The organism is Larkinella knui (genome assembly GCF_003858645.1).
GTDB lineage: Bacteria > Bacteroidota > Bacteroidia > Cytophagales > Spirosomataceae > Larkinella > Larkinella knui.
Window position 1 is genome coordinate 1,165,948 of the sequence record NZ_RQJP01000001.1, and the last position, 19,807, is coordinate 1,185,754.

Annotated in this window: 17 protein-coding genes and 1 tRNA gene; 14 read left to right on the plus strand and 4 right to left on the minus strand. The window is 49.2% G+C overall.

From position 1 onward, the window contains the following. The first annotated feature begins 2 nt into the window (after window positions 1-2). The 5 genes from EHT87_RS04745 (at window position 3) to EHT87_RS04765 (ending at window position 5,996) form a co-directional block, all read left to right on the plus strand. Window positions 3-2,207, plus strand: coding sequence for a DUF349 domain-containing protein (locus tag EHT87_RS04745; protein ID WP_124904362.1), 2,205 nt, complete (start codon window positions 3-5; stop codon window positions 2,205-2,207). A gap of 151 nt (window positions 2,208-2,358) precedes the next feature. Further along, window positions 2,359-2,431: transfer RNA gene (locus tag EHT87_RS04750), tRNA-Thr, on the plus strand. Between the two features lie 102 nt (window positions 2,432-2,533). After that, the gene (locus tag EHT87_RS04755; protein WP_124904364.1) at window positions 2,534-3,328 is read left to right on the plus strand and encodes a carbohydrate-binding family 9-like protein; all 795 of its coding nucleotides are present in this window, start codon (window positions 2,534-2,536) and stop codon (window positions 3,326-3,328) included. A 310-nt stretch (window positions 3,329-3,638) separates the two neighbouring features. Beyond that, complete coding sequence (locus tag EHT87_RS04760) at window positions 3,639-4,601, plus strand: alpha/beta hydrolase (RefSeq protein ID WP_124906025.1); 963 nt, start codon at window positions 3,639-3,641, stop codon at window positions 4,599-4,601. 174 nt (window positions 4,602-4,775) lie between these two features. After that, complete coding sequence (locus EHT87_RS04765; protein WP_124904366.1) at window positions 4,776-5,996, plus strand: PQQ-dependent sugar dehydrogenase; 1,221 nt, start codon at window positions 4,776-4,778, stop codon at window positions 5,994-5,996. A 152-nt stretch (window positions 5,997-6,148) separates the two neighbouring features. On the opposite strand, the gene ald is transcribed toward EHT87_RS04765, so the two are convergent. Next, on the minus strand, window positions 6,149-7,288 hold the full coding sequence (gene ald / locus EHT87_RS04770) for an alanine dehydrogenase (protein WP_124906027.1): 1,140 nt from the start codon (window positions 7,286-7,288) through the stop codon (window positions 6,149-6,151). Between the two features lie 172 nt (window positions 7,289-7,460). Here ald and EHT87_RS04775 point away from each other — a divergent pair, with 172 nt between their 5' ends. Beyond that, on the plus strand, window positions 7,461-7,922 hold the full coding sequence (locus tag EHT87_RS04775; RefSeq protein ID WP_185716141.1) for an Lrp/AsnC family transcriptional regulator: 462 nt from the start codon (window positions 7,461-7,463) through the stop codon (window positions 7,920-7,922). 6 nt (window positions 7,923-7,928) lie between these two features. Here the strand turns inward: EHT87_RS04775 and EHT87_RS04780 are convergent, their stop codons facing one another. Beyond that, complete coding sequence (locus EHT87_RS04780; protein ID WP_124904368.1) at window positions 7,929-9,044, minus strand: NAD(P)/FAD-dependent oxidoreductase; 1,116 nt, start codon at window positions 9,042-9,044, stop codon at window positions 7,929-7,931. Window positions 9,045-9,147: 103 nt separating this feature from the next. On the opposite strand from EHT87_RS04780, the gene EHT87_RS04785 reads away from it, so the two are divergent. Further along, window positions 9,148-11,151, plus strand: coding sequence for an alpha-amylase family protein (locus EHT87_RS04785; protein WP_124904370.1), 2,004 nt, complete (start codon window positions 9,148-9,150; stop codon window positions 11,149-11,151). An 80-nt stretch (window positions 11,152-11,231) separates the two neighbouring features. Here EHT87_RS04785 and EHT87_RS04790 read toward each other — a convergent pair whose 3' ends face one another. Together EHT87_RS04790 and EHT87_RS04795 are read right to left on the minus strand one after the other, a co-directional pair. Then, window positions 11,232-11,765, minus strand: coding sequence for a ferritin (locus EHT87_RS04790; protein WP_124904372.1), 534 nt, complete (start codon window positions 11,763-11,765; stop codon window positions 11,232-11,234). 185 nt (window positions 11,766-11,950) lie between these two features. After that, window positions 11,951-12,304 (minus strand): hypothetical protein, encoded by a 354-nt coding sequence (locus EHT87_RS04795; protein WP_124904374.1) that lies wholly within the window; start codon window positions 12,302-12,304, stop codon window positions 11,951-11,953. A gap of 258 nt (window positions 12,305-12,562) precedes the next feature. Here EHT87_RS04795 and EHT87_RS04800 point away from each other — a divergent pair, with 258 nt between their 5' ends. From EHT87_RS04800 to EHT87_RS04830, 7 genes are all read left to right on the plus strand, one after another. Next, window positions 12,563-13,585, plus strand: coding sequence for an SPASM domain-containing protein (locus EHT87_RS04800; protein ID WP_124904376.1), 1,023 nt, complete (start codon window positions 12,563-12,565; stop codon window positions 13,583-13,585). Between the two features lie 191 nt (window positions 13,586-13,776). Then, a complete protein-coding gene (locus EHT87_RS04805; RefSeq protein WP_124904378.1) occupies window positions 13,777-14,565 on the plus strand; it encodes a ParA family protein in 789 nt (262 codons plus the stop codon). A 22-nt stretch (window positions 14,566-14,587) separates the two neighbouring features. After that, window positions 14,588-15,505 carry a ParB/RepB/Spo0J family partition protein gene (locus EHT87_RS04810; protein ID WP_124904380.1) on the plus strand — a complete coding sequence of 306 codons (918 nt, stop codon included), beginning with the start codon at window positions 14,588-14,590 and terminating at the stop codon, window positions 15,503-15,505. A gap of 85 nt (window positions 15,506-15,590) precedes the next feature. Beyond that, window positions 15,591-16,268 (plus strand): DUF5683 domain-containing protein, encoded by a 678-nt coding sequence (locus tag EHT87_RS04815; protein ID WP_185716142.1) that lies wholly within the window; start codon window positions 15,591-15,593, stop codon window positions 16,266-16,268. Window positions 16,269-16,288: 20 nt separating this feature from the next. Further along, window positions 16,289-17,017 carry a 4-hydroxy-tetrahydrodipicolinate reductase gene (gene dapB / locus EHT87_RS04820; protein WP_124904384.1) on the plus strand — a complete coding sequence of 243 codons (729 nt, stop codon included), beginning with the start codon at window positions 16,289-16,291 and terminating at the stop codon, window positions 17,015-17,017. Between the two features lie 95 nt (window positions 17,018-17,112). Beyond that, complete coding sequence (gene lepB / locus EHT87_RS04825; RefSeq protein ID WP_124904386.1) at window positions 17,113-18,249, plus strand: signal peptidase I; 1,137 nt, start codon at window positions 17,113-17,115, stop codon at window positions 18,247-18,249. A 335-nt stretch (window positions 18,250-18,584) separates the two neighbouring features. Next, window positions 18,585-19,784 (plus strand): hypothetical protein, encoded by a 1,200-nt coding sequence (locus tag EHT87_RS04830; RefSeq protein WP_124904388.1) that lies wholly within the window; start codon window positions 18,585-18,587, stop codon window positions 19,782-19,784. Window positions 19,785-19,807 lie beyond the last annotated feature (23 nt).

Below are 19,807 nucleotides of genomic sequence, written 5' to 3' on the forward strand. Positions count from 1 at the left end.
GTATGGCGAGCGAAGAGCAAGAAATAACTGAACGCAAGGATCTGAATCCGGAAGTATCTCCCGAGATAAAACCGGATGCGGAACCGACTGATGCGGTAGAATTAAATGAGGAACCAACTGACACGGTGGAACTGGAATCGAAAAAAGAACCGGCTGAAGGAGTAGATTCGGCTTCGGAACCAACTGAACAGGGGGAACCGGAAAGTAATCAGGAAACGACGGGTCTGCTGGAACCGGGTCCGGAATCGACTGCAACGCCGGAAGCTTCGACGCCGGAGCCCGCTGCTGAATCCGTAGCGGAGCCCGCGGATGCGGGGGAACCCGTGGCAGAAGTGCCCGATGCTGATCGTGATGAAGCAGCACCACAACCTCCTGTGGCTACTGAAATGCATGCTGATCCGACTGAAGCCGTCGAACTGGAACTGGAAGAGGTAACGCCGGCAGCGGATTACAGCCAGCTTTCCCGGGCCGACATGGTTGCTTTGCTCGAAAAGAATCTGGCTTCTCTCAAGACGGATACGGTTTCTGCCTCGGATTATCGCCGGGCCGATGAAGTGCTGAAGGAGTTACGTCCGTTGTTTGACCAATCGAAAGCGTCGGATCGGGCCGATGCCTTGCAGCGCTATATTCAGGAAACCGGTTCGGAAGAAGGTTTTGAGTTTAAGCAGGACGAACTGGTGGGTCGGTTCGATAGTCTGTATAAGCAGATTAAAGACCAGAAAAACCAGTATTTTCAGCAGCTCGAAAAGGCCAAGGATAACAACTTTAACGTCAAAACGGAGTTGCTGCGCCGGTTGCGCGAATTGGTGGAAGCCGATGAAAATAACGCCGGTGATCCAAAAACGAGCTGGAACGGTTTCAAGCACATTCAGGATGAATGGAAAGCGGCCGGGAATGTTTCGTCACCCCACAACGCCACGCTTTGGGCTACTTACCACGCTCTCGTTGACCGGTATTACAGCAACCGGAATATTTATTTTGAATTAAAAGAACTCGATCGAAAAAAGAATCAGACCCAGAAAGCCGAACTCTGTGAGAAGGTTGAAGCACTGGTTCAGGCTAATGAAGGCAGTCCGGTAACCAAAGCCGTTATCGACGAAGCCAATGCCCTGTTCGAGGAATATAAACACATTGGCCCGGCCCCAAAAGCGGAGCAGGAAGTACTTTGGCAGCGTTTCAAAAAGGCACTGGATACTTTGTACGACCGTCGTCGGGGCCAGAACGAGGAGATTCGGAAAGAGGGCGCTCAGTTGTATGATGAAAAATCGAAATTATACGAAGAGCTAATTCCTTTTACGTCATTTTCATCAAACAGCATCAACGACTGGAACGAGAAAACCCGCGAAGTGATGACGATTCAGGATCGTTGGAACGCCATTCGGGGGCCTATGCCACGCGATGAAGGCAAGGATTTGAGCAAGAAGTTCTGGGCGGCTCTCAAACAGTTTTTCCACCACAAGGGAGAATTTTTCAAGCAACTGGAGGGGAAACGGGAGCAAAATCTGAAGGCAAAAACGCAGTTGTGCGAAGAAGTTGAAGCCATTCTGGAGTCGGGCGAAGAATCGGCCGAAACGACCCAGAAAGTCATTGAACTGCAACGCCAGTGGAAAACCATCGGCCAGGTTCCCGAAAAATTCAAAGACACCATTTTCGAGCGGTTCAAAGCCGCCTGCGACGGATTCTTCAATAAGAAACGGTCGCGGAATCAGGAAGTTGAAAAAGAATTTGAAGAAAATCTGGCGAAGAAAATTGCCCTTTGTGAGCGGATCGAAACCGTGGCAGCGAGTGGCAATGCCGATTTAGCCCAGTTGAACGACTTCAAAAAAGAGTGGGCCCAGATCGGGTATGTACCCAAAAAAGACATGCAGTCGATCCAGAAGCGCTACATCAACGCCGTCAATTCGTTTGTGGGTGCCAATGGAAAAATTTCGCCGAAAGAAAAAGAACGGCTGACGCTGGAGAACGAAGCCGAGATGATTCGGGATACCGGTTCGTCGCGGGATCTGTATAAAAAAGAAGGGGATATTCGCCGGAAAATGACGACGCTCGAAAACGATATTGCGGTTTATAACAACAACATCGAATTTTTTGGTCGCTCGAAAGGGGCCGAAAAATTACGGGCCGACATTGATAAGAAGATTCAGGCTGCCCAGAAGCAGCTGGACGATCTGAAGCACCAGCTTAAGGTGATCCGCGAAGCTCAGTAAACGAAAAAACTGCCTCTATCGGGAAAAATAAAGGAAGCTTTGTTTGACCGAAAAAGCAAAATTGCTATTTTTGCACCAGATTTAAAGAAAGCCATTCCAGCGAATCCGGTTTTCAGTCGACTGCCAAGTGGTGGGAAACTCAAATCTATTTGCCTCCATAGCTCAGCTGGTAGAGCAACTGACTTGTAATCAGTAGGTCGTTGGTTCGATCCCGACTGGGGGCTCTTCAAAATCAAGCACTTATGAGAAATCGTAAGTGCTTTTTTTGTTTTCATTTCCAGCCCCCGCATTGGCAAACAAGTGTATATTTGCCAAAAAAACCGCTCATGTCGCACTATACCGCTCGGAAAATTAACGAAACGTTGGAAATAAACGGTGACCTATCTAAATCGGCCTGGCAATCGGCAACCTGGAGCCAGCGATTTGTGGACATGGAAACCGCAGCTCCGGGTCTGTATGATACGCGGACGGCTATTCTCTGGAACGACACCCATCTCTATGTCGCTTTCATTGCCGAAGAACCTTTTGTGGAAGCCCATATGACTGAACGGGATTCGATTATTTTTCTGGAGAACGATCTTGAGCTTTTGATCGACGGGGGCGATTGCTATTATGAACTGGAAGTGAACGCCCGGAATACGATTTATGAAGTGTTTTTTATCTGGCGTGACGCCTATCAGCGGGGAGGGCGGTTCGATGTTCCCCTGTTCGACGTTCACGATCCGAAGGCACTCACGTTTGGGGGCAACTTCGACCGCGACGGCGAGACATTCTGGTATGGGACGCATCCGCGTGGCCTGCGCTGGGCTTTTCTCAACTACGATTTACCGGGGCTGGAAACCGCCGTGCAGGTGGACGGAACGCTCAACAATAACGGGGATATAGACCGCGGCTGGAGCCTGGAGATCGCAATTCCCTGGCAGAGCCTGGGGTGGCTGGCCAACGGACGCTCTTTGCCACCCAAAAAAGGCGATATCTGGCGACTGTTTTTGGGTCGCTTTCAAAAGTTACCGGTTTCGGCTAGTAGGGCGCAATCACATCAGGCGATGGTTCTGACGCCCCACGGCCTGTATGACACTCACCTGCCCGAGCGCTGGAGTGAGATTGACTTTCAGGACTAAATTACCGCGAAGTTGAGCCATGAGGCTGCACCTGCCTGGGCCGAAACCTCACTCTTCTCCTTTTTTAAATCCGCCCAAAGGTGTTCATACGTACGTAAGTTTTTTTAAAATCAACTTAAAACAACGTCGTATGAATTCTTTTGACCAAGTGTTTTCCGGTGTAGACGAACGAGGCAGTAGATGGGGATTGCTTCAGAAAAAGAGTAGGTTTATTAAGTCCATTTGGATTGCAATTGTACTGATTGCTAGTTTGTCCTCCTGTCTGCGTGATCACCTGCCTCCTTCCCAAATTGCCGGTCCGGTAGATTGGATGTCGGAGCTTGATCCGCAGATGAAGGAGGTCATCGATGAATTCCTGCTTCTAAATCCTACGCCACTCTGGCAACTCAGTACGGAGGAGGCCCGCAAAAGGCCTACTATAAAAGATGCCGTCAATTCGCTTTTGGTAAAAAAAGGGCAACCAATTCCTATGCCCAACGTTACCACCAGCGAACTCTTTCTGCCAGGATCTCCGCCACTTATGGTTCGGGCGGTGGTCTACAAACCCGCTACAGCTACGGGTCCCTTACCCGTTATTGTCTATTATCACGGTGGTGGCTGGGTGCTGGCTAGTCCGGAAGTGTATGAAGCTTCTACAAAAGGGCTGGCCGAAAAAGTAGGAGCCATCGTCGTTTCGGTCGATTACCACCGGGCCCCCGAAAATAAGTTTGCCACTGCTCATGTGGATTGCTACAAAGCCTACAAATGGGTGAAAGAGAATGCGGCCTCACTGGGCGGTGATCCGGCTAAGGTAGCCGTAGCCGGCGAAAGTGCGGGCGGCAACATGTCGGTTGGGGTTTGTATGATGGCCCGCGACAGCGGTACGGCCTTGCCCGTGCATCAGTTATTGGTGTATCCCGTAGCCAATAACGACCTGATGACCGAGTCATATATTAAATACCAGAACGCAAAACCGCTGGATAAACCCTTGATTGAATGGTTTACCGCTCGGTATTTCAAGACTCCCGCCGATGGCGACAGTCCGTTGATTTCACTGGTAGATGTTGCCAATCTCAGTGGCCTGCCACCGGCAACCATCATCGCTGCCCAGATCGATCCGCTGCAAACGGAAGGGCAACAACTACGGGATAAGTTTATGAAATCCGGGGTTAAGGTCACTTACCTGCTTTACGAAGGGACTACACACGAATTTTTTGGCACAAACGCCCTTGTGTCGAAAGCCGAGCAGGCGCAGAATTTTGCTGCCGCCCAGTTGAAAGAAGCGTTTAAATAAACGGTCTTTTAATATAAGACGCTACGAACTGGAAAATGGTTAGCAGCTCCGTTTCCTTAAAACCCAGCCGGATTTTCTAACCATTTTTTTTCGCTGGAGTTACGGTATTCTTCTGTACCTGTAAAACGAAAACTAATACCTGATTCAATTCACTCAACGTTTACATCCAACTCAATGAAAAGTTTACGGATTACCTCCCTGATGGTGGGGCTGGCCGGACTAGCGACGGTAAGCTCCTGTACGAACGATCACCTGATTGATGCCCAAATTCCCGAAACCAACAAAGAACCCACTTCGGCCAGTATCCAGGGAAACGTCTTTGAACCCGCGCTGGTCGAAGCCACCGATGCCCGAATTGCGCAGTTAAAGCTTCCGGCGGGTTTCAAAATTGCCAAATTTGCTGATAAGCTTGGTAAGCCCCGGATGCTGGCCGTCAGTCCAGCGGGCAACGTTTACGTGACCAGCCGGGAAGCCGGCACCGTGACGCTACTTATTGATTCGGATGCCGATGGAAAAGCGGACCAGAACCAGGTGGTGGCCAACCTGAAGGCTGTACACGGAATCACGATCCACGAGGGGAAAATGTATCTGGTTACGGTTAAGGAAGTATACCGGGCCGACATCAATTCCAATGGTACCCTGGGTACCCTTCAGCAACTCATCAATAACCTGCCCGACGGCGGGCAGCACCCCAACCGGACCATCGATTTCGGCCCGGACGGCCTGATGTACCTCACCGTTGGCAGTACCTGCAACGCCTGCGCGGAACCCAATGCCGAAAATGCGACGATTCTCCGGGCCAACCCCGATGGCAGCGGGCGAATTATATTCGCCAGTGGCCTGCGCAACACCATCGGTTTCGACTGGCATCCGCAAACGGGCGAGCTGTACGGTTTAGACCACGGGATTGACTGGCTTGGCGACGAACAGCAGAAAGAAGAACTGAACCAGATCAAACCGGGGGCCTTTTATGGCTGGCCGTACATTTACGGAGACGGGGCTTACAACCCACATCCCCGCCCGATGGGTGATACGACCTACGCGCAGATTCTGGCGAAAACGACGCTTCCCAGCTATTCCTATGAGGCTCACGCGGCACCAATGGGACTGATTTTTTACACGGCAACCTATTTCCCTGCGGAGTATCAAAACGATGCTTTTGCTACGATGCGCGGCTCCTGGAACCGCACAAAGCCGTCAGGTTATAAAGTGGTCCGCGTGCATTTTGAAAACGGAAAACCGGTCCGCATTGACGATTTTGTAACGGGATTCCTGGTGGACAACAACCGCGCGCAATTTGGCCGGCCGGTCGGTATCACCACCATGCCCGACGGTTCCCTGCTGTTCACCGATGACAACAACGGCGTTATTTATCGGGTCAGCTACCAAAAGTAATCCGCGCATTCATAGCAAAAAAAAGACACGACTCATAGTGGTCGTGTCTTTGCTGTTTTTATTCCTAAACCCTTAAAAAATCATGTTGATGAAGTCGTACTTTTAATGAGGTCGATGAAGTGTTCTCTTAACCAGGTTGGAATGGATACGTATCAAAAATCGATTTGTTCTTCTTCTTTTTTGAGCAGTTCAGTAACGTCTTCCAGCGGCAACCCAAACGCATCGGCAACGCCTTTATAGACGATTTTTCCGTTAACGACATTCAGGCCGCGTTTCAGTTCGTCGTTGTCGAGGCACGCTTTCTGCCAGCCTTTGTTGGCCAGTTGCAGGGCGTAGGTAAGCGTTGCATTCGTCAGCGCAACGGTGGAGGTGTAGGGCACGGCACCCGGCATGTTGGCCACGCAATAGTGCACCACATTGTCGATGACATACGTCGGATTTTCGTGCGTCGTGGGTACGCAGGTTTCAATGCAACCGCCCTGATCGACCGCTACATCGACAAGAACGGTTCCGGCCCGCATCAGTTTCAGCATGTCGCGTGTAATGAGGTGAGGGGCCTTGGCGCCCGGAATCAATACCGCACCGATGATGAGATCGGAAGTTTTCACGGCTTCCCGAATGCTGTATTCGTTCGACATCAGCGTGTCGACATTTTCGGGCATGATATCCGACAGATACCGCAGACGTGGCAGGCTGATATCCATAATGGTGACGTGTGCTCCCAAACCAGCCGCCATTTTGGCCGCCTGTGTGCCGACAATTCCACCACCCAGAATCAGGACGTGGGCCGGTTTTACCCCCGGAACTCCGCCCAGCAGGATACCCCGGCCTTTCTGCGGTTTTTCCAGGTATTTTGCCCCTTCCTGCACGGCCATTCGGCCGGCCACTTCCGACATGGGAATGAGCAGGGGCAAACTGCGATCCGTTTTCTCCACCGTTTCGTAGGCCAGACAAACCGCCTTACGGTCGATCATGGCGTGCGTTAATTCTTCGGAAGAGGCAAAGTGGAAATACGTGAAAAGCAGTTGATCTTCTTTAATCAATTCATATTCAGAAGCGATGGGCTCCTTTACCTTCATGATCATCTCGGAAATACCATACACTTCCTCGATGGTCGGCAGCATGATCGCACCCGCATCAATGTATTCTTCGTCTTCAAAACCACTTTCCACCCCCGCATTGACCTGAACATAAACCGTATGACCATATCGCCGGAATTCGGCAACACCGGCCGGTGTCAGTGCCACCCGGTTTTCATTGTTTTTGATTTCTTTAGGAACACCGATTACCATTTTGTTCTGCGGTTGGGAGTGGTACAGATTTGAAGGCACAAAGGTACAAATTGCCAAACAGATTTCTGATTCTACAACGCGTTTTGGGAAATTCTGTTTAATTATCGTAGTATAGAAGGAAATAATTTGGCAACCGGCGCTGCGAAAGGCTTCTGAAAGAAAAAATTCCGTTATGATTCAGGTAGACAAGATTGATCGGCAGATCATGGCTCTATTGCAGGAAAACGCCCAACTGACGATTCAGGAGATCGGGCAGCGGATCAACCTCTCCAAATCACCCGTTCACGAACGAATCAAACGGCTTGAACGCGAAGGGGTTATTGAAAAATACGTAACCTTGTTGAACAAGAAAAAGCTCGGAAATCTGCTGGTGGTTTTCTGCCACGTCACCCTCGACAAGCAAACCCGTGATACGTTCGTGGAGTTTGACCAGGCCATTGCCGAACTTCCGGAAATTATGGAGTGTAACCTGGTGTCGGGCACGTTTGATTATCTGCTGAAAATTGTTGTCCACGACATGGAAGCCTACAACCGGTTTTACCAGGAACGGCTTTCCGTTATTCCCGGTATTCTGAATATCAGCAGTTTTTTTGTGATGTCGGAGGTGAAAAATACGACGGTTATTCCGGTTTAATGAGACTCACACCGGAATAACATCTCCGTGCGTCTGCCGGATTACTCCGCGCAGCAAGGGCTTAAAGCTACCGAAAACCGAAACCGCGACTTCGGATAGCCACTGATCGCCAAACAGTCGCTGGACGGTTCGGCCAACCCAAAGCCGCCGGGCAAAGCGGTTTGACCATTCGGCCTGATACCGTTGCTCCAGCTCTTGACGGGTTAGTTGCCCCCGCAGGAAAGCCGATCCTAGCTCACTGACCAGCTTGCCGCTGTGAATTGCCAGGGCCATACCGTTGCCGCAAAGTGGCGTAATCAAACCCGCCGAATCACCGGCCATCAGAATGTGCTGCTCGACGGCGCGCTTGGGAGCAAAAGAAAATTCGTTGATCACTTCCGGTTTTTCGTAGATAAATTCCGCCTGTTCATAAATCCGTTTCAGATGCGGATTTTGATATAAAACCGCCCGCTCCATCGCCGGAATCGAGCCAAACGGACGGAGGTTTTTGCGGGTCGTCAGGTAGCACAGACAGTGCTTGCCGTCTTCGATCGATGATAAACCGCAGTAGCCATCGCTGAAATTGTGGAGTGCAATGGTGTCAGCCGGAAAATCGGTTCGGATGTGGTATTTGACACCGAGGTACGGCGACGGCTTCTGCACAAACGACCGTTGCAGTTGCTTATCGATTTTCGACCGTTTTCCGAAAGCCCCAATCACAAGCCGGCTGGTCAGAACCTGACCGTCGTTTACGTCAACCGAAAACCGGTTGGCCATAAAATGGACACTTTCAACCTGTTTGCCGAGTAAAAACCGGACTCCCGCCGACTGTCCCAGTTGGTAAAGCGTGTCGTCCAGTGTATACCGGCTGATGCCGAAACCGCCCGAATCGAGCACCGTTTCCAGCAGCCGCCCCGATGGGGAGGTAAACTGAAACCGGTTGATGTGGGTTGCGCCTAAAACCTGTAAATTAACGCCCAGGGATTCGATGTAGGGCCGGACTTCATTGGAGACATACTCGCCACACACTTTGTGAAAGGGGTACGTTTTCCGTTCGACGATCGTAACCAGGTGCCCGGCGCGCGCCAGTTCCAACCCACTGACCAGACCGGCCAACCCTCCTCCAATGATGATGACATCCATGCTATAGCCGGAATTTTAACCGTATTTTCCGATTGGAAACGGTAAATATAAACAAAACCGATTCAACACGGGACAGTTTGCAAAACCGTCCTACATTTGCGGTATGCCGACATTGTATCACCATTTTCGGGATGATTGGCAGCAGAATCGTGCTGCTTACCTGGATGCCTATCAGGTTGGACAGCAGTCGTTTATACCGAATTTGCTGCCGCAGCAAGCGGTGGATTTTCCGGTTTACCAGACCCTGGATATTCTGGCGAAGCGGTTTGGATTTTCTTCCGTTCAGCAGGCACTTGATCCGAACCAGTCGGTGGATAGCCCGGTGGCCGGTCAGAAGAATGGCGATTGGCTGAAAAAAAGTAAAATGGTCGGCATCAACGTACGAACCATCGGTACGTTCTGGAATGCGGTCAACTATGCGCTGACGTTGCCCGCCCTGCATGATAGCATCCATTTATTGCCCATCTGGGAACCGGGCGTCGTGGGAAGTCTGTACGGTATGATCAGCTGGAATATCAATCCGGAATTTTTTAGTCATGATCTCTATCAGGTTCTCAATCAACTGGATACGCCGGAGAAACAATTGAAAGTGGTTGTCAACCTGCTGCATTTGATGGGCCGGACCGTTGGAATGGATGTCATTCCGCATACTGACCGGTTTTCGGAAATGGTGCTGAGCGAGCCGGAGCTTTTTGAATGGGTTCGGCGGGAAGGCCCGGTTTTGGTCGACACATCCGAATCCGTTACAGAACAGGTCAGGCACGCCATTGCCGACTGGGCCGGGGCTAACCGATCACTACCCGACGGGGCACCCTTGACGCCAGAGGCACTTTTTGGGGAAGTGTCCGATTACGGTGGACGGCTCAACCGGCGTTTGTCGCTCATTCAGCAGTTGGTAGCGGGCGGTTTTGAAACCGTACCGATGACGATGGCACCACCTTACCGCGGTTTGTACAGCAAGCCGGATGAGTTTGTGGTCGATGAATACGGACAAACCTGGTATCAATACGGTTTTCTGAAGCCCGGCCCGATGTCGAGAGTGTTTGGCCCGCTGGCGAGGTACAAATTCTATCATACGAAAACGAATGACACTACCGGCGAATTGAATTTTGACCAGCCGAATTCGTCCGCCTGGTCGTATGTGTCCCAGCGTTACTTCGAGTGTCAGCAGCGGTATGCATTTGATTTTATGCGGGGTGATATGGCGCATGTTCAAATGCGACCGGAAGGAGTGCCAGCTCAAATCGATGCGTATTACGATCCGTTGCGCACCATTAAACGATTCATTCGGGGGCAGGGCGTTGGCCACTTCGGGTTCTTTGCCGAAACTTTTCTGGCCCCACCCGACACCATGGGCTATGGCGATGAACTGTCGCATCTGGAAGCCATTGAAGCGGAAACCACCCTGGGCGATTTGCAATCGACTGTCGTGAACTCCGCTGAATTTCGCGCCCGGTTTCGTCAATACCTCGATCTGGCGCAAACCCGGCGGTTTGCGCCAAATTTTACGGTGATGACGGCTGATAAGGATGATCCGCGGTTCGACGGGTTTTACCGGGCCGGAAACCGTATTCGCTATTTTATCGCGTTGTTTATGAACAGCTTACCCAGTTACGTCGGCTTGGGTTTCGAAGTCCGGAATCGGCATGAGGAACGGGGAGCGAATGAAGAATACAGCAAACTGTACGTTTTCAGCATTCAGGACGATACTGAAATCGACAAGGTTACCCACGGCCCGTTTCAATGGGGGCAAAATGCGGAACAATTTCAGGCGATTTTGCAACTCCGGCTTTTAGCCGATCAGCTAGGTTCGGAAATCATGGATCAGCCCGTTCACTGGCTCATTCCGCCCGATCCGGCCGGAGTTCAGTCGGCAATTGCCTGGACGCAGCGGCATCGACCGGCGTATGTGTTTGTCGTAAATCTGGATCCGGCAAAACCGGTGCGGCACGTGTCCCTGCCTTTATTTACCGGGGAGGCAGGAAAATTGGAGCGTGTGCTGGATACGACAGACGAACAGGCAGCAGACTGTTGTATGGCTAACGGGTATCATTATCCCTTACCCGGTTTAAATCCGGGGGCATGCCGGGTTTATAAAATCGTATAAAAACGAAACCCGGACGTTTTAAATCCGGGTTTATAAATCCAGTAAGTGAGCTATAGAAAATGGGTAGACTTCGCGTTTAACTACGCTTCAACATCCCCGTACGTAATTTTGGGAATAGCCTTGTCGATCATATAACGACCCACGCCTTCTTCACCAATGACATCGAATAATTCGACTGCCCGGCGTGCTACATATTCTTCTTCAATCTGTTCTTTAACAAACCACTGCATGAATTGATCCGTAGCAAAATCGTTCAATTGCCGCGCTGTTCCAACAATGCGGTTGATCGAGTTGGTAACCGCAATTTCCTGTTGCAGAGCGAGTTCGAATACATCCCGGAAGCCGTCAAATTCCTGCGGAACGTTGGTTATTTCGGGCGAAAGGGCATGGCCACCCATGTCTGAAACGTAGTTGAAAAGCTTCAGCATGTGGTTCCGTTCTTCGTTCGATTGCTTATAGAAATAGCCTGCGCTGTAATCAAATCCGTTGCGGTCGCACCAGGCTGCCATCGCCAAATAAATGGCTGACGAGTGGGCTTCCATTTTTATCTGTTCGTTGAGAATCCGCTCGATTTCTTCTTTCAGCGACGTTCTCATTCTCACTAAATCTTTCATCGTTATTTCAGTTTTTGGTCCTTGACCAGATGGAGGGGATGTGCCTTTTCTGTTACAAGAATACTGATTTCGGATGAAAAAAGTTTTGAACAAACAAAATTTGGAAACAGTCTAATTGCAGTGATTGGACACCGTAGAAAGGAGGGTGCCGTCAATCGCCGTTGATTTTTATCCGATCCGGCAGATTAATAAACTAATGAGCTGTAAATACGTTCGTTAAGCAGGGTGTTCAAATCCAGCACGAAGCGGGTTCCGGCCAGCAGGTCGCGCAGGGCGATGAGGTCGCAGAGGCTGAGAACAAACAGATGGTCAGTGCGGGGGGCATCGATCACTTCGACGTCATAAGCGTCGTCGGTATTGAAAATCATGGTATGAATATCCACCGAATCCACACGCTTCTTGAACGTCAGAAAATCGGAAATACGGAGCGAAACGCGGGCATCACCGAACTGAATAATAATACGATTGGTTGTATCGCATTGGTAGGTTGCGCCTTTGGAGCTGGCAAACAATTCGGTTAATGGAAGGGTATTCGACACGGATACTACAAGTGGAAACAGTGAATAAACGACTTCTGTGCGTTTGACTCCGTAAAAGTACACTTGGATTGAAGACGTGTCAAGTGTTGTTTGAAACAATTCTAAATAAATTTATTTCAAACGGAAAGGAATTGGTCTGAACCGTAACAATCGGTGGCTGAAGGGAACCGTCAGATCCATTATGCTGTATTTTCATCATCAGATCGGTTAATCCGTACGTTAATCGTTTACTTTTGTTCCACATCTTGATTGAACCGCATGAATCGTAATATTTCCGATGGCTTGAATTTTTTCTCGAAAGTAACGCCAAAACGGGCCTGGAATGCATTGAAGGTGTTGTCGAGTTATTACGAATCGAAATGGACCGGCAAGGCCGTACACCGGGGTTCGCCCATCGCCATTTCGTTTGAACCGACGACTTCCTGTAACCTTCGGTGTCCCGAATGTCCGAGCGGTTTGCGGTCGTTTACCCGCCCGACGGGGATGTTGCCTGCGGATCTTTTTAAGCAGACGATTGATGAAATTGCCGATACGCTACTGTATCTGACGTTTTATTTTCAGGGCGAACCGTATCTGCATCCCGATTTTTTGAAGTTGGTCGGTTACGCTTCTCAAAAGGGAATTTATACCGGAACCTCCACGAATGCCCATTACCTGACGGACGCCAACGCTAAAAAAACCGTAGAGTCGGGTCTGGACCGGTTGATCATTTCGATCGACGGCACGACGCAGGAAACGTATCAGCAATACCGGGTGGGCGGGAAGCTGCACAAGGTGATCGAGGGAACGAAGAATATCATCAAGTGGAAAAAAGCACTGAAGTCGAAAACGCCCCACGTTATTTTCCAGTTTTTGGTCGTCAAGCCGAATGAACACCAGATCGGGGAGGTGTATCAACTGGCCAAAGAACTGGGCGTGGATGAGGTCGGTTTGAAAACCGCCCAGATTTACGATTTCGAACACGGTTCGGACCTGATGCCGACCATCGATAAATATTCCCGCTACGAAAAAACAACCGATGGAACCTACGCGATCAAAAATGCGCTGGATGGCCATTGCTGGAAAATGTGGCATTCGTGCGTCATTACCTGGGACGGGCTGGTGGTTCCGTGTTGTTTCGACAAGGATGCCCATTACCGACTGGGCGATTTGAAGGAGCAGAGTTTCACGCGGCTTTGGGCCAGTGAACCGTATCAGCAATTCCGGCAGACGCTCATTCAATCGCGCTCCGGGATCGAGATGTGTAAGAATTGTACGGAAGGAACGCAGGTCTGGGCTTGATAATGAATAAATAATATAGCCCCGGACGCGGTTGGGTAACTTCATAGACAGTCAGACGATTAGCTCAAGAACCAACCCGGTTTCACTGTTCGTCATTTTTTCATCCGTGAAACATTTTCTAAAAAACCGTGAAACGTTCCTTGCTTTAGAATAACCATCTATAGATATTTGGGTCTGTAACGAACAAACCCATGGGTAAAGTTATTGCTATTGCCAACCAAAAGGGGGGCGTCGGAAAAACCACTACTACGATCAATCTGGCCGCCAGTCTGGCGGCTCTCGAATTTCGAACACTGATTGTCGATGCCGACCCACAGGCCAATTCCACGTCGGGTCTTGGTTATAATCCGAAAGAAATTGAAAACAGTATTTACGAGTGCATGATTGAAGACATCCGCACGCGTGACGCCATTATCCAGACCGACTTCCCGAACCTCGACCTGTTGCCTTCCCATATCGATCTGGTGGGGGCCGAAATTGAGATGATCAATCTCAAAAACCGGGAGGAAAAAATGAAGGAGGCTTTGTATGATGTGAAAGATGAATACGACTTCGTGATCATCGACTGCTCGCCCTCACTGGGTCTGATTACCATCAATAGTCTGACTGCCGCCGATTCCGTGATCATCCCGGTTCAGTGCGAGTATTTCGCGCTGGAAGGACTTGGTAAATTGCTGAATACCATCAAGATCATTCAGTCGCGGCTGAACACGGCCCTGGCGATTGAAGGAATTCTGCTGACGATGTACGATTTACGGGTTCGGTTGTCCAATCAGGTGGTCGGTGAAGTAACGGCTCATTTTCAGCAGATGGTATTCAATACCATAATCCCGCGTAACATTCGCCTGAGTGAATCTCCCAGCTTCGGGTTGCCGGTTCTGGCGCAGGATGCCGATAGTAAAGGTGCCATCAGTTATCTCAATCTCGCCCGCGAAATTTTGATAAAGAATGGCCGGTTGCCCCAGGATCAGACCGTATAATATCCGACAAGAATGAACAGCCATGGATAATACGAACGCAAAAAGTAATCCGAAGAAAATGATAGGTTTGGGCCGTGGGTTAGGAGCCTTATTGCACGATAGTGACCAGGTCAATCGGCCCAGTAAACCGTCGCCGTATGAGTCGATTTCGACCATGACGGAAATCAGCGTCAATCATGTTGAAACCAACCCGTTTCAACCCCGAACCCGGTTCGATGAAGAAGCCCTGATGGAACTGGCCGAATCGATTCGCGTACAGGGTATTATCCAGCCCATTACCGTTCGCCAGTTGGGTCGCGATCAATACCAGCTGATTGCCGGAGAACGGCGGTTGCAGGCATCCCGCCTGATTGGGTTGACGCACATCCCGGCGTATGTCCGGCAGGCCAACGACCAGCAAATGCTGGAAATGGCGTTGATCGAGAACATTCAGCGTGAAAACCTGAATTCAATTGAAATTGCCCTGAGCTATCAGCGGCTCATTACAGAATGTAATCTCAAGCAGGAGGAACTGGGTGCCCGGGTTGGTAAAAACCGCACGACGGTCAACAACTACATCCGATTGCTGAAATTACCGCCGGTAATTCAGGCCGCTTTGCGTGATACCAAGATTTCGATGGGCCACGCCCGCGCCATTATCAATGTCGATAATCCGGATATTCAGATTAAGCTTTTTAATCGGCTCATCGATGAAGACTGGTCGGTTCGCCGGGTGGAAGAAGCCGTAAGAGGCCTTTCGACAACGCCCGAAAATGAACCGGAACGACGCTCGACACCTTACAAACAGGAAATCAGAGGGCTGCAATTCAAGTTATCGTCGATGTTTGGAACAAAGGTTTCCATCAAGGCTGACGATAAGCACAAAGGCGAAATCAAAATTCCGTTTACATCGCAGGATGAAATGAACCGGATTTTGGAAGTATTGAATTACAAGGCATAAAAAATGTTAATTTTCTGAAGGCCAGTGGTTGATCCGCTTCATCTTTCGTTCAACATGAAAGATTTGATATACAACGACTGGACACATGAAAACGGAATACCGGGTTACTGATCGAATGAAATGGAAGAATTACGTGGGGGCTGGCATGTTGATGATGCTGGGCGGTATGGCCTGGGGCCAGAATCCTGCGGTGGCCGTGCCTGATGGGAAGACCGTCCAGATTTCCACGGATTCGTTGCGCATGGGTTTGCCCGCTGATACGCTGCCGCTGAGCCCGAAACAGAATGCCAACATTCGCAAGATCGTACCCCGAACCGCCACCATTCGTTCGGCCATGCTGCCGGGACTTGGTCAGATTCACAACGGACACTGGTGGAAGGTGCCGATTATTTATGCCGGGTTTGGGACGATGGTTTATTTTTCCCAAAAATACAGCAACCAATACCGCTTTTACCGGAAATACGGAATTATAGCCAATTACAGTCCGGGCCAAACCGCATCCGTTCCCGGTTATACCGATCCCATCGCCGTGGCGCAATTAGAGCGTGCTGCCCGTGCAGTTGCCCGTTACCGGGATTATAATTATTTGGGAATCGGGTTGTTATGGGGGGTGAATGTGATCGAAGCCAACGTGACGGCTCACCTTAAAACATTCGATATTTCGGAAGATTTGACCATGAAAATAAAACCCGGTCTGTTGATGCCCATCACTGGAGGGCTGCCGGTTCCGGGCATACGGGTTGCTTTTCAGTTTACCAATTGAATCCAGAACTCCTTCGTTGAATGAAAATAGTCTTACTCGGATATGGCAAAATGGGTAAAACCATCGAGCAGATTGCGCTGGACCGGGGGCACGAAATTGTGGGCCGGATCGATGTCAATAACCGCACCCTGCTGGAAACTTTTCAGAAGGGCGACGTCGATGTGGCGATTGAATTTAGTTCGCCGGAAGCTGCCGTCGACAACATCCGCGACTGTTTGAAGCGGGGTTGGCCGGTGATTTGCGGCACAACCGGCTGGCTCGAACACCGGGCTGAAATTGAAGACCTGTGCCGGCAAACCAACGGCGCGTTTTTCTATGCATCGAATTACAGCATTGGCGTCAATCTGTTTTTTCGGCTGAACAAGATCCTGGCCCGGTTTATGAAGAATCATCCGTCCTACCAGGTTTCGATGACGGAAATTCACCACACCGAGAAACGGGATGCCCCGAGTGGAACGGCCATTACGCTGGCTGAAGGCATTATCGAGCAGATGCCCTCGAAAAAACGGTGGGTCAACGATGCACCCGAAGAGCCGGACGCCGTGGTGATTGAGTCGTTGCGCGAGGGAACCGTGCCCGGAACGCATGTCGTTCGGTATGACTCGGACGTTGATTTTATCGAGATTCAGCACGTCGCCCGCAGCCGTCAGGGCTTCGCTCTGGGAGCCGTCATTGCCAGTGAATGGCTGGTGGGTAAACAAGGTGTTTTTGGAATGGAAGATTTGTTGGGGGAAACCGGCACTATTTAATTTTTGGTGTAAAATGATGAATTTTAACTTTTAAAGTTCATCGCATCAGCCTTCATCACCATCCATTTTACATTTATTATTTATCATTTTATATCATGTCTGTAGTTAAAAATCAGGAAACCGCCACCCGGCGCACTGCCAAGAAAAAATCACCGTTCCGCGAGTGGCTGGATTCCATTGTGTTTGCGGTTGTGGCGGCAACGCTGATTCGCTGGCTGTTTATGGAAGCGTTTACGATTCCAACGCCGTCGATGGAAAAAAGTCTGCTGGTTGGTGATTTTCTGTTTGTCAGCAAACTCCACTACGGGACGCGGACCCCGAAAACGCCTATACAGGTGCCATTGACGCACCAGAAAATATGGGGAACCGACATACCGTCGTATCTCGACTGGATTCAACTGCCCCAATACCGCCTACCCGGTTTCTCCTCCGTCAAGCAGGGCGATGTGGTGGTATTTAATTATCCACCCGAAGAGTATCCGACCGATTTAAAAACAAACTACATCAAACGCTGCATTGGCGTGGCCGGTGATGTTCTGGAAGTGCGTGACCGGAAGGTGTACGTCAACGGGCAAGTCTTTCCCGATCCGGTAAAATCGGAAACAGAGTATTTTTTGAAAACCAACTCGGTGATCAGCGCGAAAGTATTCAAACGCTACGATATTACTGATTTTGAGCAAAGTACCGAAACCTTCAACGATACCATATCGGCGAATGATGCCTCGGGATACCGGATCCATACGACGCCGGAAACGGCCGCCTTACTGAAACAGCAGGATTTTGTGCAGGGTCTGGAAACCCTGAGTTCGCCCAAAGGATCGGTAAATCCATTCCAGCCAGTGTATCCGCAGTCTTCCTTATTTCCCTGGAATGTGGATAATTACGGCCCAATTACCATTCCAAAAGAAGGCGTGACTATTCAGCTGGATGAAAAAAATATCGCCCTTTATGGCCCGGTCATTCAGAAATACGAAGACAATGAAAAGGTGGAACTGGCCGAAAAAACCATCAAGATTGACGGGAAAGCCATCACTTCCTATACTTTCAAGCAGGATTATTACTTTATGATGGGCGACAACCGCCACAACTCCGCCGATTCCCGGTATTGGGGGTTTGTGCCCGCCGATCATATTGTTGGCAAGGCGGTTTTCATCTGGATGTCCATCGATCCGAATCCGGAGAGCGTCCTGAAGAAAATTCGCTGGAATCGGTTGTTCCGGATTATTGAATAACCAGTTTGCTGCTTCTTTTATATTGCTTTTCAATCACTTTTAAATCAGCGTAGTCTGCCATTCAATCCTCATTCTTATCCTTTTGAAGGATGAATGAGGATTGAATGGTATTACCCCTTCCGGAAAAAGAACTTTACTTAGGATGTTACCTGTACGAATAATTTCGTTTGTGAGTATTTTATAAATTTTAGTTAAAGCCGGCAATAAAACGTACTATGGATTGTATACATTTGATATTTACATTATTTTTATGGGCAAACAATTGTTTTAGCTAGCCACTTATCGGCTTTCATATAGCAAATAGGGTGCTGCGCACACGTGTATACTTCTAATATATGAAAGAGCGATTTCTGGAACTTCGATTAACTATTTTTGATTATTTAGCGCATTATACGGGGCTACCTTTGTGGAAACCATTGACGGCCTTTCTTTGCGTTTCGTTTTGCCTTTTTCTAAATAATCCGGATTATCAACGTTTTCAAAATGCGGAAAGCATTAATCCGGAATTCAAGGATTATCGGTATAACTGGCAGGCTCTTACCAACCAGATTAGTCATCCGCTTACTCCGCAGCTACACCCCCAGATTTCGCATCAGTCGAAGAGAACATTTCGCTTACTACCCGCCATTATTGGTAAAGTATTTCCCGTTCAGGGCGCATTGCCCAAAATGATCTGGTTGTTCGCGTTTCAGCATGTACTCGGCTTTCTTTGCTTTTATTTAGTACTGGAACTGGTCGTATTGACAACAAAAGACAACGTATACGCGCTGATTGCTACGCTGGGATTTTCTTTTATTTATTTTGGAAACTCGTTTTTTTGGGATCTTTACGGCTGGTTTGATGGAATAGCCTATTTTCTGCTGGTAGTCACTCTTTATTCCATTTCAAAAGCTAACTGGGCCTTCGCCTTTTTAAGCCTGACGGCGGCTTTCTGGACCGATGAAAGAGCCCTAATTGTCTCACCGATAGTGCTTTTCTGGTTAGTTCTACAGCAAAAAGACCTTAAAAACGTTGACATAAAATACATCCTTAAGCACTCTTTTACGCGCTGGTATCTGGCCTGTTTAGTTTGCTACTTCGGTATCCGAACCTACTTAGGCACCGCTTATGGCTTAACAATTCCGTTAGGATTTAATGCACTGGTTGGTTTCAAAATGGTTTTGATTAATTTACAGCCGGTGCCTAATTCTGTTTTTTCAATCTATGAAGGATTATGGTTGCCGTTTATTCTGATGATTCACTGGTTGTGGAATAGAAAAAATCAACGCTCGCTTTTAATTGTATTGCTGTTCTTTTCAATGTCCTTTGTTTCTTCTTTGTGTGTTGTGGATGTAACCAGGAGCCTGACCTATACATTCCCATGGATCTTGTTTGCAATTGTGTTCATTCACCGGTTAAACGAAACAGATTTTTCCCGGACCGTTATCCTGACGGCCTTACTGATCACCATGGTCTATCCTAATCTTTTTTATTTGGGTAAAACTCCGATTGTCGTTTCTAATTACAACCAGATAATCAACTATTTCGGCTTTTGAAAAACCGGTAAACCAGTCGGTTG